18 protein-coding genes are annotated in these 13,823 nt (G+C 68.1%); 11 read left to right on the plus strand and 7 right to left on the minus strand.

Annotation, left to right across the window (positions count from 1 at the left end):
• Window positions 1-32: 32 nt before the first annotated feature.
• The 5 genes from GO308_RS12155 to GO308_RS12175 all read right to left on the minus strand — a co-directional run bounded on the left by GO308_RS12155 (window position 33) and on the right by GO308_RS12175 (window position 3,587).
• Window positions 33-962, minus strand: a complete 930-nt coding sequence (locus GO308_RS12155; protein WP_240885611.1) for an electron transfer flavoprotein subunit alpha/FixB family protein — start codon at window positions 960-962, stop codon at window positions 33-35.
• Window positions 959-1,708, minus strand: coding sequence for an electron transfer flavoprotein subunit beta/FixA family protein (locus GO308_RS12160; RefSeq protein ID WP_066480702.1), 750 nt, complete (start codon window positions 1,706-1,708; stop codon window positions 959-961). Before GO308_RS12160 ends, GO308_RS12155 begins: the two co-directional genes overlap by 4 nt.
• Window positions 1,705-1,938, minus strand: coding sequence for a hypothetical protein (locus GO308_RS12165; protein WP_240885612.1), 234 nt, complete (start codon window positions 1,936-1,938; stop codon window positions 1,705-1,707). Before GO308_RS12165 ends, GO308_RS12160 begins: the two co-directional genes overlap by 4 nt.
• Window positions 1,939-1,974: 36 nt before the next feature.
• Window positions 1,975-3,174 carry an ADP-forming succinate--CoA ligase subunit beta gene (gene sucC, locus GO308_RS12170; protein ID WP_240885613.1) on the minus strand — a complete coding sequence of 400 codons (1,200 nt, stop codon included), beginning with the start codon at window positions 3,172-3,174 and terminating at the stop codon, window positions 1,975-1,977.
• Between the two features lie 110 nt (window positions 3,175-3,284).
• Complete coding sequence (locus GO308_RS12175; RefSeq protein ID WP_066480707.1) at window positions 3,285-3,587, minus strand: hypothetical protein; 303 nt, start codon at window positions 3,585-3,587, stop codon at window positions 3,285-3,287.
• A gap of 55 nt (window positions 3,588-3,642) precedes the next feature.
• Between GO308_RS12175 and GO308_RS12180 the strand changes: the two genes are divergently transcribed.
• Together GO308_RS12180 and GO308_RS12185 are read left to right on the plus strand one after the other, a co-directional pair.
• The gene (locus GO308_RS12180; RefSeq protein WP_066480709.1) at window positions 3,643-4,173 is read left to right on the plus strand and encodes a sterol desaturase family protein; all 531 of its coding nucleotides are present in this window, start codon (window positions 3,643-3,645) and stop codon (window positions 4,171-4,173) included.
• Window positions 4,170-4,559 (plus strand): hypothetical protein, encoded by a 390-nt coding sequence (locus tag GO308_RS12185; protein ID WP_240885614.1) that lies wholly within the window; start codon window positions 4,170-4,172, stop codon window positions 4,557-4,559. Before GO308_RS12180 ends, GO308_RS12185 begins: the two co-directional genes overlap by 4 nt.
• Here the strand turns inward: GO308_RS12185 and GO308_RS12190 are convergent.
• Window positions 4,556-5,491 (minus strand): ribose-phosphate pyrophosphokinase, encoded by a 936-nt coding sequence (locus GO308_RS12190; RefSeq protein WP_066480713.1) that lies wholly within the window; start codon window positions 5,489-5,491, stop codon window positions 4,556-4,558. The genes GO308_RS12185 and GO308_RS12190 overlap by 4 nt on opposite strands.
• 265 nt (window positions 5,492-5,756) lie before the next feature.
• On the opposite strand from GO308_RS12190, the gene gltX reads away from it, so the two are divergent.
• The 9 genes from gltX (at window position 5,757) to GO308_RS12235 (ending at window position 12,447) form a co-directional block, all read left to right on the plus strand.
• Window positions 5,757-7,094, plus strand: a complete 1,338-nt coding sequence (gltX, locus tag GO308_RS12195; RefSeq protein ID WP_240885615.1) for a glutamate--tRNA ligase — start codon at window positions 5,757-5,759, stop codon at window positions 7,092-7,094.
• 144 nt (window positions 7,095-7,238) lie between these two features.
• Window positions 7,239-7,919, plus strand: coding sequence for a TonB family protein (locus GO308_RS12200; protein ID WP_240885616.1), 681 nt, complete (start codon window positions 7,239-7,241; stop codon window positions 7,917-7,919).
• Window positions 7,920-7,984: 65 nt separating this feature from the next.
• Window positions 7,985-8,332 (plus strand): dimethyl sulfoxide reductase anchor subunit, encoded by a 348-nt coding sequence (locus tag GO308_RS12205; protein ID WP_240885617.1) that lies wholly within the window; start codon window positions 7,985-7,987, stop codon window positions 8,330-8,332.
• The gene (gene ribD / locus GO308_RS12210; protein WP_276616571.1) at window positions 8,329-9,306 is read left to right on the plus strand and encodes a bifunctional diaminohydroxyphosphoribosylaminopyrimidine deaminase/5-amino-6-(5-phosphoribosylamino)uracil reductase RibD; all 978 of its coding nucleotides are present in this window, start codon (window positions 8,329-8,331) and stop codon (window positions 9,304-9,306) included. The genes GO308_RS12205 and ribD overlap by 4 nt, the downstream gene beginning before the upstream one ends.
• A gap of 8 nt (window positions 9,307-9,314) precedes the next feature.
• Window positions 9,315-9,950 carry a riboflavin synthase gene (locus tag GO308_RS12215; RefSeq protein ID WP_240885619.1) on the plus strand — a complete coding sequence of 212 codons (636 nt, stop codon included), beginning with the start codon at window positions 9,315-9,317 and terminating at the stop codon, window positions 9,948-9,950.
• The gene (gene ribB, locus GO308_RS12220; RefSeq protein ID WP_240885620.1) at window positions 9,937-11,079 is read left to right on the plus strand and encodes a 3,4-dihydroxy-2-butanone-4-phosphate synthase; all 1,143 of its coding nucleotides are present in this window, start codon (window positions 9,937-9,939) and stop codon (window positions 11,077-11,079) included. The genes GO308_RS12215 and ribB overlap by 14 nt, the downstream gene beginning before the upstream one ends.
• 5 nt (window positions 11,080-11,084) lie before the next feature.
• Window positions 11,085-11,504, plus strand: coding sequence for a 6,7-dimethyl-8-ribityllumazine synthase (ribH, locus tag GO308_RS12225; protein ID WP_240885621.1), 420 nt, complete (start codon window positions 11,085-11,087; stop codon window positions 11,502-11,504).
• Window positions 11,501-12,040 (plus strand): GNAT family N-acetyltransferase, encoded by a 540-nt coding sequence (locus GO308_RS12230; RefSeq protein WP_066549868.1) that lies wholly within the window; start codon window positions 11,501-11,503, stop codon window positions 12,038-12,040. The genes ribH and GO308_RS12230 overlap by 4 nt, the downstream gene beginning before the upstream one ends.
• Before the next feature lie 53 nt (window positions 12,041-12,093).
• Window positions 12,094-12,447, plus strand: coding sequence for a YbaN family protein (locus GO308_RS12235; protein WP_240885622.1), 354 nt, complete (start codon window positions 12,094-12,096; stop codon window positions 12,445-12,447).
• Window positions 12,448-12,662: 215 nt separating this feature from the next.
• Here the strand turns inward: GO308_RS12235 and GO308_RS12240 are convergent, their stop codons facing one another.
• Complete coding sequence (locus GO308_RS12240) at window positions 12,663-13,769, minus strand: alkene reductase (protein WP_240885623.1); 1,107 nt, start codon at window positions 13,767-13,769, stop codon at window positions 12,663-12,665.
• Window positions 13,770-13,823: the final 54 nt, after the last annotated feature.

The raw sequence follows: 13,823 nt of genomic DNA on the forward strand, positions 1-13,823 counted from the left end.
GAAGGTGAGCGCGTCGGCACTCACGATTGCAATCACAGCTTCTCCGTCAGCTCCGGGACGAGCTTGAACAGGTCGCCGACCAGGCCGAGGTCCGCGACCTGGAAGATCGGGGCGTCCTCGTCCTTGTTGATCGCGACGATCGTCTTTGAATCCTTCATGCCGGCCAGATGCTGGATCGCACCCGAGATGCCGACCGCGACATAGACTTCGGGGGCGACGATCTTGCCGGTCTGGCCGACCTGATAGTCGTTGGGGGCATAGCCCGCGTCGACCGCCGCGCGGCTGGCACCGACGCCGGCGCCGAGCTTGTCGGCGAGCGGATCGATCAGCGCGTGGAACTGCTCTTCCGACCCCAGCGCGCGACCGCCCGAGACGATCACCTTGGCGCTGGTCAGCTCGGGCCGCGCCGACTGGGCGAGCTCGGCGGAGACGAAGTTCGACAGGCCCTTGTCGCCGGTGGAGGCGACATTCTCGATCTCCGCGCTGCCGCCTTCGCGCGCGGCCTTGTCGAACGCGGTGCCGCGCACGGTGATGACCTTCTTGGCGTCCGACGACTTCACCGTCGCGATCGCCGCGCCGGCATAGATCGGGCGGGTGAAGGTGTCGGGCCCCTCGACCGACAGGATCTCGGAGATCTGCATGACGTCGAGCAGCGCGGCGACGCGCGGCGCGATGTTTTTGCCGCTGGTGGTGGCGGGAGCCACGAACACGTCGTGATGGCCCATCAGCTCGGCGGCGAGCGGCGCGACGTTTTCCGCCAGCCCATGGCCAAAGGCCGCATCGTCGGCGACGTGCACCTTGCTGACGCCCGCGATCTTCGCGGCTTCGCCGGCAACCGCGCCGACATTTTCACCCGCGACGAGCAGATGGACTTCGCCCAGCTTGCCCGCAGCGGTCACCGCGGCGAGCGTGGCATCCTTGACGGACTGACCGTCATGTTCGACCAGAACCAGAGTCTTCACTTCGCCACTCCCATCGCCTTCAGCTTCGTCACCAGCTCATCGACATCGGCAACCTTGACGCCTGCCTGACGCTTGGGCGGCTCGGCGACCGACACGACGGTCAGCCGCGGGGTCAGGTCGACGCCGTAATCGGCCGGGGTCTTCTGCGCGAGCGGCTTTGACTTCGCCTTCATGATGTTGGGCAGCGAGGCGTAGCGCGGTTCGTTGAGCCGCAAGTCGGTGGTAACGATCGCCGGCAGCTTGAGCGATACGGTTTCGAGGCCACCGTCGATCTCGCGCGTGACGGCCACGGTCTCGCCGCTCACCTCGACCTTGCTGGCAAAGGTGCCCTGCGCCCAGCCGAGCAGTGCGCCCAGCATCTGGCCGGTCTGGTTGTTGTCGTCGTCGATCGCCTGCTTGCCCAGGATGATCAGGCCGGGCGCCTCCTCGGCCGCGATCTTGGCGAGCAGCTTGGCGACGCCCAGCGGCTCGACCGGGCCGTCATGCGTGACCAGGATCGCGCGGTCGGCGCCCATGGCGAGCGCGGTGCGCAGCGTTTCCTGGGCCTTGGCTTCGCCCACCGAAACGACGACGATCTCGGTCGCCACGCCCTTTTCCTTCAGGCGGATGGCTTCCTCGACCGCGATCTCGTCGAAGGGGTTCATGCTCATCTTGACGTTGGCGAGGTCGACGCCCGACCCGTCGGCCTTCACTCGGGGCTTTACGTTATAGTCAAGCACGCGCTTGACGGGCACCAGCACCTTCATTGCACTCTCCTCGGCGCTTTCAACGCGCCAGCGATGTTAATTGCAACAAGTCCAAAAGTGAAAATCAGCACGCTTATGATGAGTGCCGATCCTCGAAATTCAACGGGTTCACTCGCGGCGGCCAGCGGTATTCCGACAGTTCCTGCCACGAACAATGCGATGAGCAACCACTTCACGAGACGAGCGCCAAAAATCAACACGACGATCGGGCCGATGATGGCGACGGTCAATAGTAGTAGGGACGCAATGCCACTGACCATTCCCATTCACGCCGCCCGCTTCACTTCCGCCACGATCTTCTGTGCCGCATCGCCCAGGTCGTTGGCGGGCACGATCGCCAGGCCCGAATTGGCCAGGATCGCCTTGCCCTGTTCGACATTGGTGCCTTCGAGGCGGACGACCAGCGGCACCGACAGGTTCACTTCCTTGGCCGCGGCGACGATCCCTTCGGCGATGATGTCGCAACGCATGATGCCGCCGAAGATGTTGACCAGGATGCCCTTCACCGCCGGATCGCTCAGGATGATCTTGAACGCGGCCGTCACCTTCTCCTTCGATGCGCCGCCGCCGACGTCGAGGAAGTTGGCCGGGAACATGCCGTTGAGCTTGATGATGTCCATCGTCGCCATGGCGAGGCCCGCGCCGTTGACCATGCAACCGATGTCGCCGTCGAGCTTGATATAGGCGAGGTCGTATTTCGAGGCTTCGAGCTCCGCCGGGTCCTCCTCGGTCTCGTCGCGCAGGTCCATCAGGTCCTTGTGACGGAACATCGCGTTCGAATCGAAGCCGACCTTGGCATCGAGCACCATCAGCTTGCCGTCCTTGGTGACGGCGAGCGGGTTGATCTCGATCTGCGCGGCGTCGGTGCCCAGAAACGCGTCGTAGAGCTTCGATGCGGTCGACGCGGCCTGCTTGGCGAGGTCGTCGGTCAGGCCGAGCGCGGCGGCGACGGCGCGGCCGTGATGCGGCATGAAGCCGGTCGCGGGATCGATGTCGATCGTGTGGATTTTCTCCGGCGTGTCATGGGCGACGGTTTCGATGTCCATGCCGCCCTCGGTCGAAACGACCATGCCGATCCGGCCGCTGGCGCGGTTAACGAGCAGCGCGAGGTAGAATTCGCGATCGATGTCGACGCCGTCGGTGACGTAGAGGCGGTTGACCTGCTTGCCGGCCTCGCCCGTCTGGATCGTGACCAGCGTGTTGCCGAGCATCTCGCTCGCTGCCGCGCGCACCTCGTCCTCGGTGCGGGCGAGGCGGACGCCACCCTTGGCCTCGGGCGGCAATTCCTTGAACTTGCCCTTGCCGCGCCCACCGGCATGGATCTGGGCCTTCACCACATAAAGCGGCCCCGGCAGCTTCTTCGATGCCGCCACGGCCTCCTCGACGCTCATCGCGGCACGACCGGCGGGCACGGGCACACCGAACTTCGCCAGCAGTTCCTTGGCCTGATATTCATGGATGTTCATGGGGTGCGGCCTTCCTCGATCAGCGCGGGTGATTGCGGTGGCCTAAAGCACAGTGGCGGGCGTGAATCAAACCCGTGCCGGGGGAAAGACGCATGCGTCCGCCGGCCCGATCAGCGCGCGATGCCGGTGGCGCACAGCGCCGCCGAGCTTGACGTAACGGCAAGGATTTCGGGGTCGCGCAATGCGCGCACCCGGCGAAGAAATTCGCCGACGTCGCGCGACTCGTCAGCATCGGGCAGGTCGCCGAGCCGCGCGAGCTGGGCGAGCGACAGCCGGTCGACCATCCGTTCGGCCATGCAGGCGGCGAGCGCCGGCCGCACCCCGGCGCGTTGCAGCCCGCTGCGCAGCCGGGCCTCCGGGACGGCACAGCCGGTCAGGGCGAGCAACGCGGCCGCAAGCGTGGCAACACGCATCACCCGGGCTTCAGGACGTCTCGCGTTCATCGGACGGCATCGCTATATCGCGCTCATGCAGCTCGCAACCGGCCTTCTTATCTTCGTCGCGACCATCCTGGGTATGGAGGGATTCGCCTATGTCGCGCATCGCTGGCTGATGCACGGGCCGGGCTGGTTCCTGCACGAAAGCCATCACCGCCCGCGCACCGGCAACTGGGAGCTGAACGACCTGTATTTCGTGCTGTTCGCGACCCCGTCGATCACGCTGCTGGTGGGTGGCGTCTATGCCGGCTGGCCGGAATGGACGCTATGGGTCGGTGCGGGAATCGCGGGCTATGGCGCGATCTATCTCGGCTTTCACGACATCATCGTCCATCGTCGGCTGAACCACCGCTATCTGCCGAAGTCGGCCTATATGAAGCGGATCATCTCCGCCCACCGGCTGCACCATGCGGTCGAGACCAAGCACGGCACGGTCAGCTTCGGATTCCTGTGGGCGCCGAAGCCCGAGGCGCTGAAGGCCGAGCTGAAGCGGCGTGGCCGCGCGGGTGTCCGCGCGCCGGTGCGCGTCAATCCGGCGGTGCTGGACGAAGTCGAGGCGTGAGCATCGCCGACTGGCTGGGGCGCACGCTGTTCCTGATCGTCAGCGGGCTCGCCACCTTTGCGTTGATCCAGGCGATCGCGTCGCTGTCGGCGACGACACCCGTCGGTGCCGGGGAAGGCGCCACCGGCAACAGTGTGTCGATGCCGGTACCCTCCGCACCCGACGCGCCACTGCTGACCGACGGGCGTGCCGGGGACGAAGATGCAGCGCCGACGCCGCCGTCGCCGGGCGAGCGGCCCGTCGCGATGTCGGGTGCCGCACGCGACGGCGCGATCGAGCGGATCGCGCGCCTGCTGGAAACGCTGACTTATGCCGTGCTGGCTTTGACCGGGTTCGTGGCGGCGGGCGTGCTGGTGCTGCTGCGGCTGACCGCCGGCCGCGGCTAATCGAACAGGCTGGAGACCGACGCTTCCTCGGCGATGCGGCGGATCGCCTCGGCAAGCAGCGGCGCGATGGTCAGATGGCGGATCCGCTGCGCGCCGGTGACGATCGCATGGTTGCCGATCGAATCGGTGATGACCAACTCCTCGAGCGCCGAGGCATCGACGCGCGCCACCGCGCCGCCCGACAGGACGCCGTGCGTGCAATAGGCGACGACCCCTTCCGCGCCCGCCGCCTTCAGCGCCGCCGCGGCGTTGCAGAGCGTGCCGGCCGAATCGACGATGTCGTCGATCAGGACGCAGAACCGTCCCGCGACGTCGCCAATGATGTTCATCACCTCCGATTCGCCGGGTCGCTCGCGGCGCTTGTCGACGATGGCGAGCGGCGCGTTGCCGAGCCGCTTGGCGAGCGCGCGGGCACGCACCACGCCGCCGACATCGGGGGAGACGACCATCAGGTTCTTGTCGCCGAAGCGCGTCTCGATGTCGGCGGACATCACCGGCGCGCTGTAGAGATTGTCGGTCGGGATGTCGAAAAAGCCCTGGATCTGGCCGGCATGGAGGTCGACCGACAGCACGCGATCGGCGCCGGCGACGGTGATGAGATTGGCGACCAGCTTGGCCGAGATCGGGGTGCGCGGCCCCGGCTTCCGGTCCTGGCGGGCGTAGCCGAAATAGGGGATGACCGCGGTGATCCGCTTGGCCGACGCGCGTTTCAGCGCGTCGATCATGATCAGCATCTCCATCAGATTGTCGTTGGCGGGATAGGCAGTGGACTGGAGGACGAACACATCCTCGCCACGCACATTTTCCAGCACTTCGACGAAGATTTCCTCGTCGGCGAAACGGCGCACATTGGCCGCGGTCAACGGCAGTTCCAGATAGCCCGCGATCGCCTCGGCAAGGGGCGGGTTCGAATTGCCGGCCAGCAGCTTCATGCCGACGCGTCTCCATGACAGTTTGGGGTCTGCGCCCCCTTTAGCGTGCTTTCACGCGACGGGAAGGGGGCGCGGCAGGGAGCGACCTTGCTCGGCACGCGAAGCCCGACCTGTATCTCCTCGTCACCCCGGACTCGTGCCGGGGTGACGAAGGGGGGACAGAACAAGGGAAGGCCGAGGGCGGCGGGTCTGCGAACGGACTGTGCACCCGGCGCGCTGAATTGCGAATTGCCGCGCCGCCAGCCGCGGCATAGAGCGCACCCCCATGACGATCATCACGCGTTTCGCGCCCAGCCCGACCGGGCAGCTGCATGTCGGTAACCTGCGCACCGCGCTGCTCAACTGGATGGCGGCGCGCCGTGCGGGCGGGCGCTTTCTGCTGCGCATCGACGATACCGACGCCGAACGGTCGCGCGAGGGCCATGTCGTGGCGATCCGCGACGACCTGGCCTGGCTGGGCATGCGTCCGGATGCCGAAGTGCGTCAGTCGGACCGCTTCGCGCTTTACGAGCGGCGATTCCGCGAGCTCGCGGCGGCCGGGCACGTCTATCCCGCCTATGAAACGCCCGAGGAACTCGACCTCAAGCGCAAGGTGCAGCTCGGGCGAGGGCTGCCGCCCGTCTATGATCGCGCCGCGCTGAAGCTGAGCGATGACGATCGCGCGCGGCTGGAGGGCGAGGGCGTGCGTCCGCACTGGCGGTTCCGGATGAATCATGACGGCCCGATCGTCTGGGATGACGGCGTGCGCGGGCCGCAGCGTTTCGACCCCGCGCTGATGAGCGATCCGGTGGTCCGCCGCGCCGACGGGTCGTGGCTCTACCTGCTCCCTTCGGTGATCGACGACATCGACATGGGCATCACCGACGTGGTGCGCGGCGAGGATCACGTGACCAACACCGCCGCGCAACTGCAGATGTTCGCCGCGCTGGGCACCGCGCCCCCGCGCTTTGCGCATGTCGCGCTGCTGACCGGCGCGGAGGGCAAATTGTCCAAGCGGCTGGGCTCGCTGGGCTGCGACCAGTTCCGGCTGGACGGCATCGAACCGATGGCGATCCTGTCGCTGCTCGCGCGGATTGGCACCAGCGATCCGGTCAGGCCCTTTGCCAGTGCAGAGGCGCTGGCGGAGCAGTTCGACCTGTCGCACTTCGGACGTGCACCCGCGCGCTTCGACGAGGCGGAGCTGGCGCAGCTCAACGCCCGGCTGATCCATCAGCTCGACTATGCCGCCGTCCGCCATCGGTTGCCCGACGGGATGGACGCAGCCGCGTGGCAGGCGATCCGCCCCAATCTGGAAAGGGTGGCCGACGCCGCCGACTGGTGGCGCGTGATCGAATCGGCGCCGGCGATCGGCGCGGTGGCTGACGCAGACCGCGACTTTCTTCGCCGCGCCGCCGAAATGGCGGGGGAGATCGACTGGTCGAATGCGCCCTGGGCGGCGCTCACCGCCGGGCTGAAGGCGGCAACCGAGCGCAAGGGGCGCGCACTGTTCCTGCCGCTGCGACTGGCGCTGACCGGGCGCGAGCACGGCCCGGACATGGCCGAATTGCTGCCGCTGATCGGTCGTGACCGCGCGATCGCGCGGCTCGCCGCCGCTGCCGGCTAGACCCGGCGTACGGCCGCGCACCGCGTAACCCTGGTCGAACCGGGGGCACCGCCACTGCCACGCTGCAGTGCGTCATGTAATTCTATATCATCGGATGACGAGATGATGTAACATTGCACTTCCTTGAGGCGTGGGAGATGCAAGATGGGTGCAGGCTATCTGGGCAGGAAGCGGATCGATCCGGTCGCGCTGGCCGGCGCGTTCGCGCTGAGTAGCGGCATGGTCATGGTGATGATCGCGATCGGTGCAGTCGACGCGACGAAGATCATCGATCGCACAACGAAGACGATCTTCGTGCCGCTCGACCCGGTGCCGCCCGAACCGCTGCCCAAGCCGGTGGAGCGCAAGATCGAGACGCCCGCGCCGCCCGCCAAACCGATGGTCCGCGAGCCAATCGTCAAGCCAATCGAGCCCAGCCCCAATCTGCTCGACACCGACGTGGTGACGCCGACGGGCGATGTCTTTCCGGGCAGCGGGATCGAAGGCGGCACCGGCACCGGCGCGGGCACCGCGATCGAACCGGTCAAGCCGGCGCCGGTGTTCGTCGATGCGCGGGTGGATCCCCGCTATGCCGACGCCTTCCAGCCGATCTATCCGTCGCGCGAACGCTTCGCGGAAAACGAGGGACGGGTCACGGTGCGCGTGCTGATCGGCACCGACGGACGGGTCAAGGCGGTGGAGCGCAGCTTTGCGACCAGCGATGCGTTCTTCGACGCGACGCGCGACCGCGCGCTCAGATACTGGCGGTTCCGCCCGGCGACACGCGACGGCGTCGCGGTGGAGGCGTGGCGCGAGATGACCGTGCGTTTCCAGCTCGAAAGCTGAGCTTGCCGGGGGTGCAGTTGCGCGGGGCTGGCCTCACCGGCTCCGCCACCCTATCTTGGTGCGCGATGTCGTTTCTCCGCTCCCTTTCGCCGTTGCGCGCCTGGCGCGACCTTCGTCGCTTCCTGGCGTTGCGCAAGCCGCACGAAATCGGGTTCATGGTGATCTCTTTCGCGGTGACCGGCACGATCCTGTTCGCCCTCTACAAGGATGCGGCGATCCCGCCGACGTACAAGCGCGACGTGCTGTATGTCGAAAGCTGGCCGCTCAGCCGCACCGACCGCGAGATCATCGACCAGCAGAAGGCCGATCTGATCGCCGAGAAGAAGCGAGCGGCCGAGCTGCGCGCCCGCCAGCTGAAGCGCCAGGCCGAGTTCAAGCGGCTCGACGACCGGCTCGAGCGGCTCGGCATCTGAACGCAGGCGACGATCGGCGCTGGCTGGCCGCAGCGGCGGCGCTGGCCGAACGCGCGCGGGTGCGAAGCGCACCCAACCCGGCGGTCGGCTGTGTGATCGTGCGCGACGGCGTGGTCGTCGGGCGCGGCTGGACCCAACCGGGCGGTCGCCCCCATGCCGAAGCGCGGGCGATCGAGCGGGCGGGCGCACGGGCGAGGGGGGCGACGCTTTACACGACGCTGGAGCCGTGCGCGCATGCGTCGCCGCGCGGTCCGGCCTGCGCCGACCTGATCCCCGCGGCGGGCATCGTCCGCGTCGTCATCGGTGTCCGCGACCCCGATCCGCGCACCGACGGCAGGGGGGCGGCGCGGCTGCGCGACGCCGGGGTCGACGTCGTCCTGTTTGACGATTCCGCCTCGCGGCGCTCGCTGGCCGGGTTTCTCACCCGCCAGCAGCTGGGTCGTCCGCACGTCACGCTCAAGCTCGCGCTGTCGCTCGATGGCGGGGTGGCGATGGCGGACGGACGCAGCCAGTGGATCACCGGCGAGGCGGCGCGCGCGCACGCGCAGGTCGAGCGCAGCCGCCATGACGCCATCCTGGTCGGGCGCGGCACCTTTGACGCCGATCGCCCGCGCCTCGACGTACGGCTGCCCGGGCTGGCGTCGCGATCGCCGGCGCGCATCGTGCTGACCCGCCATCCCTTGCCCGATGATGCGGCTGGCTGGACCGCGATCGACGCGGTCGAGCGGATCGACGCATTGCCCGGCAATCATCTGATGGTCGAGGGCGGCGCGGTGACGGCGGCGGCGTTCCTCGCCGCCGACCGGGTCGACCGGCTGCTGATCTATCGCGCGCCGATCGTGATCGGCGGAGCACGCGGCCTGCCCGACATCGGCCTGACCGACCTGAATGCCGCGCACGGCTGCTGGCAGGCGCACGACACGCGGATGCTTGGCAGCGACCGGGTCGAGGTCTACGAGCGCGTCAGGAATTGAGGGAAGCGATGTTCACCGGCATCATCACCGATATCGGCACGGTCCGCACGGCGGAGGATCGCGGCGACCTGCGCCTCGTCATCGACACCGGCTACGATATGTCGTCGGTCGATCTGGGCGCGTCGATCGCATGTTCGGGCGTGTGCCTGACCGTCGTCGACAAGGGCGCGCCGGCGACGGGGGCGCAGGGCATCGGCGGCTGGTTCGCGGTCGACGTGTCGGGCGAAACGGTGTCGCGCACTGCCGCGCACCAGTGGCGCGCGGGCGCGCGGCTCAACCTGGAGCGCGCGATGAAGCTGGGCGACGAGCTGGGCGGGCATATCGTCACGGGCCATGTCGACGGCGTGGGCGAGATCGTGTCGGTCACGCCCGAGGGCGGATCGCACCGCATCGTCATCCATGCGCCCGCCGAACTCGCCCCGTTCATCGCCGCGAAGGGATCGATTACCGTCGACGGCGTGTCGCTGACCGTCAATGCGGTCGAGGATGTGGCCGACGGCACGCGCTTTGGCCTGAACATCATCCCGCACACCGCCGCCGTCACCACGATCGGGGATTTCGCAGCCGGCCGGCCCGTCAACCTGGAGATCGACGTGCTCGCCCGCTACCTGCAACGCATGGAGCATTATCGTGCAAGAGGCTGAACTGTCGCGGCTGCGCCACGCCTTTCTTTCGACGCCCGAGGAAATCATCGACGAGGCGCGCAACGGACGCATGTTCATCCTGGTCGATGACGAGGATCGCGAGAATGAGGGCGACCTGGTCATCCCGGCGCAGATGGCGACGCCCGATGCGATCAATTTCATGGCGCGCTACGGCCGCGGCCTGATCTGCCTGGCGATGACCAAGTCGCGGATCGACGAGCTCGGCCTCGACCTGATGAGCCGCAACAACGGCACGCGGCACGAAACCGCCTTCACCGTGTCGATCGAGGCGCGCGACGGCGTCACGACCGGCATTTCGGCGGGCGACCGCGCGCGCACCATCTCGGTCGCGATCGACGCGTCGAAGGGCCGGGACGAGATAGTGACGCCCGGCCATGTCTTTCCGCTGGTCGCGCGCGAGGGCGGGGTGCTGGTGCGCGCCGGCCATACCGAAGCCGCCGTCGACGTGTCGCGGCTGGCCGGGCTCAACCCGGCGGGCGTGATCTGCGAGATCATGAAGGACGACGGCACGATGGCGCGGATGGACGACCTGGTCGCCTTCGCCCAGCTCCACAACCTCAAGATCGGAACGATCCGCGACCTGATCGCCTATCGTCGCCGCCACGACCATCTGGTCGAGCGCCGCGCGGAGGCCAGGTTCGTCAGCCAGTGGGGCGGCGAATGGACCGCGATGACCTTCTGGAACAAGGCGACCGGCAGCGAACAGGTCGCGCTGGTCAAGGGGCGGATCGATCCGTCGCAGCCGGTGCTGGTCCGCATGCACGCGCTCAACCCGTTCGGCGACATTTTTGGCGAGGAAGGCGACCGCGCCGGCCTTTTGCGCCGGTCGATGGAGATGATCGGCGAAGCCGGTGCGGGCATCGTCGTCGTCATCAGCCCGACCCGGGTCGATTCCTTCTCGGTCGCGCTTCAGGCCCGCATAGGGGCGCTCGCGCCGCGCGACATGGAGGAGCTGCGCGACTATGGCGTCGGCGCGACCATCCTGACCGAACTGGGCGTGCGCGAGATGATCCTGCTGACCAATACGCACCACACGATGGTCGGGCTGGACGGTTATGGCCTGTCGATCGTCGGCGAACGGCCGATCGATTGCGGCACGGGGGAGTGAGGTAAATGGCGAGGCTGCTGATCGTTGAGGCGCGATTCTACGACCATCTGAACGACCTGCTGCTTGCGGGCGCGCGCGCCGCGATCGACGGGGCGGGGCACGCGCATGAGACGGTGACGGTGCCCGGCGCGCTGGAAGTGCCCGGCGCGGTGGCGCTGGCGGTCGAAAGCGGGCGCTACGACGCGTTCGTCGCGCTCGGCGTCGTCATCCGCGGCGAGACCTATCATTTCGAGATCGTCGCGGGTGAAAGCGCGCGCGGGCTGATGGCGCTCAGCATGGACGGCGTCGCGATCGGCAACGGCATCCTGACCGTCGAGAACGAGGCACAGGCGCTGGTCCGCGCCCGCCCCGACCAGAAGGACAAGGGCGGCGAGGCCGCCAAGGCCGCGCTGGCGATGCTGGAACTGCGCCAGCGGTTCGCGTGAGCGAGCCGATCCTGTTCACGCAGCGGCTGGTGCTGCGCCTGCCGCAAGCATCCGACCTGGACGGCTGGGCCGCGTTCGCGGCGGACGAGGCGACGATGCGCTTCCTGGGCGGCACCAAGTCGCGCGCGGAGGCATGGCGCGAGCTGGCGGCAATGCGTGGCGCTTGGTCGATCCGCGGCTTTGCGATGTTTTCGGTCGTCGAGCGGGCGACCGGGCGCTGGATCGGCCGGATCGGGCCGTGGCAGCCCGAGGGGTGGCCGGGCACCGAAGTCGGCTGGGGCGTAACTCCGGAGGTCGCCGGGCGCGGCTATGCGCATGAGGCGGCGGTCGCGTGCATGGATTATGCGGTCGACATCCTCGGGTGGGATCACATCATCCACACTATCGATCCCGACAATGCGCGGTCGATCGCGCTCGCGCGGCGCCTTGGGTCCGAGAATGGCGGCCCGGTGACGCTGCCGCCGCCGCTTGACCGGTTCCGCGTCGATGCGTGGGGGCAGAGCGCGGCGCAGTGGCGGGCCCGCCGCGCGGCATGACCCCGGGGCGCTAAACGCTCGCTTTGCCCCGCGCTTCGTGGCACGGGTTGCGAATGGTTCGCATCCTTTACCTGACTGCGGGCATCATCGCGCTGACCCTGGGCTTTATCGGCGTGTTCCTGCCACTGCTGCCGACGGTGCCGTTCGTCATCCTGGCGGCCTTTTGCTTCGCGCGGTCGAGCCCCCGCTTCGAGGCGTGGCTGCTCGACCACCGCCATTTCGGCCCGCCCATTCATGCGTGGCGGCGCAACGGCGCCATCCCGCGCTATGGCAAATGGATGTCGACCGCGATGCTTGGGGGCAGCGGGGTCATCGGCCTTTTCCTGCTGCCCGGATATTGGCGATTCGTGCCGATCAGCGTGGCGGTGATCAGCGGGTTGTGGATCTGGTCGCGCCCCGATGCGTGACGGGCGGGCATAGCCTCGATCTCAGCCAGATTGTCGCCCCGGGCTCGACCGGGGCCCCGCGCCTTCACGCGCAAACGAGCGAGAGCGGGACCCCGGCGCAAGGCCGGGGTGACGAGAGATAGGGTGGATCAGGCTCGCGTTTCTCGACTTCGCTCGAAACGAACGGGCGGTGCAGAAACTGGATCGGAGAGACCGGATCAGCAACTTCCGAGCGCTCAAGCCGCCTCCGCCAGCACCGGATAGTCGGTATAGCCTTCGGTGCCGCGGCTGTACCAGTGCGCCATCACGTCGGGCGTCAGTGCCGCGCCCGTGCGCAGCCGATCGACCAGATCGGGGTTGGAAATGAAGGGCCGTCCGAACGCGATGCCGTCCGCCAGCCCGGCGTCGAGCGCGGCCTGCGCGTTGTCGCCGCGATAATCCTGATTGAGGATCAGCGGGCGCGTGAAGACGCGGCGGATCGCCGGGCCGACCTTGGGCTGGTCGGTGCTGCCGAACGTGCCCTCCTGGCCGACCTCGCGCAGCTCGAGGAACGCGATGCCCTGATCGTCGAGCCATTTGGCGGCGGGGACGAACACCGATTCGGGGTCGCTGTCGATCACGCCCTGCGTATCGCCATTGGGGCTGAAGCGCACCGCCACCCGGTCCGCGCCGACCGCGTCGATCAGCCGCGCGACCGCCTCGCGCAACAGGCGTGCGCGGTTTTCCGGGCTGCCGCCATAATCGTCGTCGCGCAGGTTGGCGCCGTCGCGCAGGAACTGGTCGATCAGATAGCCATTCGCGGCATGGAGCTGGACTCCGTCGAACCCGGCGGCACGCGCGTTGCGCGCCGCGCGCGCATAATCGTCGAGGACGCGGGCGATGTCGTCCAGCGTCGCGGCGCGCGCCATGCCATAGCCGCGCTTCGCCTTCTCGCTTTCCTCGAGGCTGAGATAGGTGCGCACCGCGCCGGGCGCCTGGGTCGCGGACGAGGACAAGGGCGCCGCGCCATCGAGAAAATCGGGATGGACCAGCCGGCCCATGTGCCACAATTGCGCGAAGATGCGCCCGCCGGCGCGGTGGACCTGTTCGACCACCGGCTTCCATCCTTCGGTCTGCGCGTCGGTCCACAGGCCCGGCGCATAGGCCCAGCCGAGCCCTTCGCGGCTGATGCCGGTCGCTTCGGTGATGATCAGGCCGGCACCGGCGCGCTGGGCATAATAGTCGCCCATGATCGCGGTGGGCACGTGTTCGCGCGTCGCGCGGCCGCGGGTCAGCGGCGCCATCAGCACCCGGTTGGGTGCGCGCACCGCGCCGAGATCGATCGGGTCAAACAGGCTGGGCATCTTAAATCGTCCTTTCGATTTCCCGTTGCACGCTGCGGGAGATAGTCGACTAAG

It is taken from the genome of Sphingomonas sp. SFZ2018-12 (assembly GCF_022496715.1).
Lineage (GTDB): Bacteria > Pseudomonadota > Alphaproteobacteria > Sphingomonadales > Sphingomonadaceae > Sphingomonas.

What these genes read in the sequence shown, in the direction of transcription:
- GO308_RS12215 (WP_240885619.1), top strand. Translation starts at nt 9,315, where the DNA reads ATGTTCACCGGCATCATCACCGATATCGGCACGGTCCGCACGGCGGAG.
- ribH (WP_240885621.1), top strand. Translation starts at nt 11,085, where the DNA reads ATGGCGAGGCTGCTGATCGTTGAGGCGCGATTCTACGACCATCTGAAC.
- GO308_RS12160 (WP_066480702.1), bottom strand. Translation starts at nt 1,708, where the DNA reads ATGAAGGTGCTGGTGCCCGTCAAGCGCGTGCTTGACTATAACGTAAAG.
- GO308_RS12235 (WP_240885622.1), top strand. Translation starts at nt 12,094, where the DNA reads ATGGTTCGCATCCTTTACCTGACTGCGGGCATCATCGCGCTGACCCTG.
- GO308_RS12240 (WP_240885623.1), bottom strand. Translation starts at nt 13,769, where the DNA reads ATGCCCAGCCTGTTTGACCCGATCGATCTCGGCGCGGTGCGCGCACCC.
- gltX (WP_240885615.1), top strand. Translation starts at nt 5,757, where the DNA reads ATGACGATCATCACGCGTTTCGCGCCCAGCCCGACCGGGCAGCTGCAT.
- GO308_RS12180 (WP_066480709.1), top strand. Translation starts at nt 3,643, where the DNA reads ATGCAGCTCGCAACCGGCCTTCTTATCTTCGTCGCGACCATCCTGGGT.
- GO308_RS12200 (WP_240885616.1), top strand. Translation starts at nt 7,239, where the DNA reads ATGGGTGCAGGCTATCTGGGCAGGAAGCGGATCGATCCGGTCGCGCTG.
- GO308_RS12175 (WP_066480707.1), bottom strand. Translation starts at nt 3,587, where the DNA reads ATGCGTGTTGCCACGCTTGCGGCCGCGTTGCTCGCCCTGACCGGCTGT.
- GO308_RS12190 (WP_066480713.1), bottom strand. Translation starts at nt 5,491, where the DNA reads ATGAAGCTGCTGGCCGGCAATTCGAACCCGCCCCTTGCCGAGGCGATC.
- sucC (WP_240885613.1), bottom strand. Translation starts at nt 3,174, where the DNA reads ATGAACATCCATGAATATCAGGCCAAGGAACTGCTGGCGAAGTTCGGT.
- GO308_RS12205 (WP_240885617.1), top strand. Translation starts at nt 7,985, where the DNA reads ATGTCGTTTCTCCGCTCCCTTTCGCCGTTGCGCGCCTGGCGCGACCTT.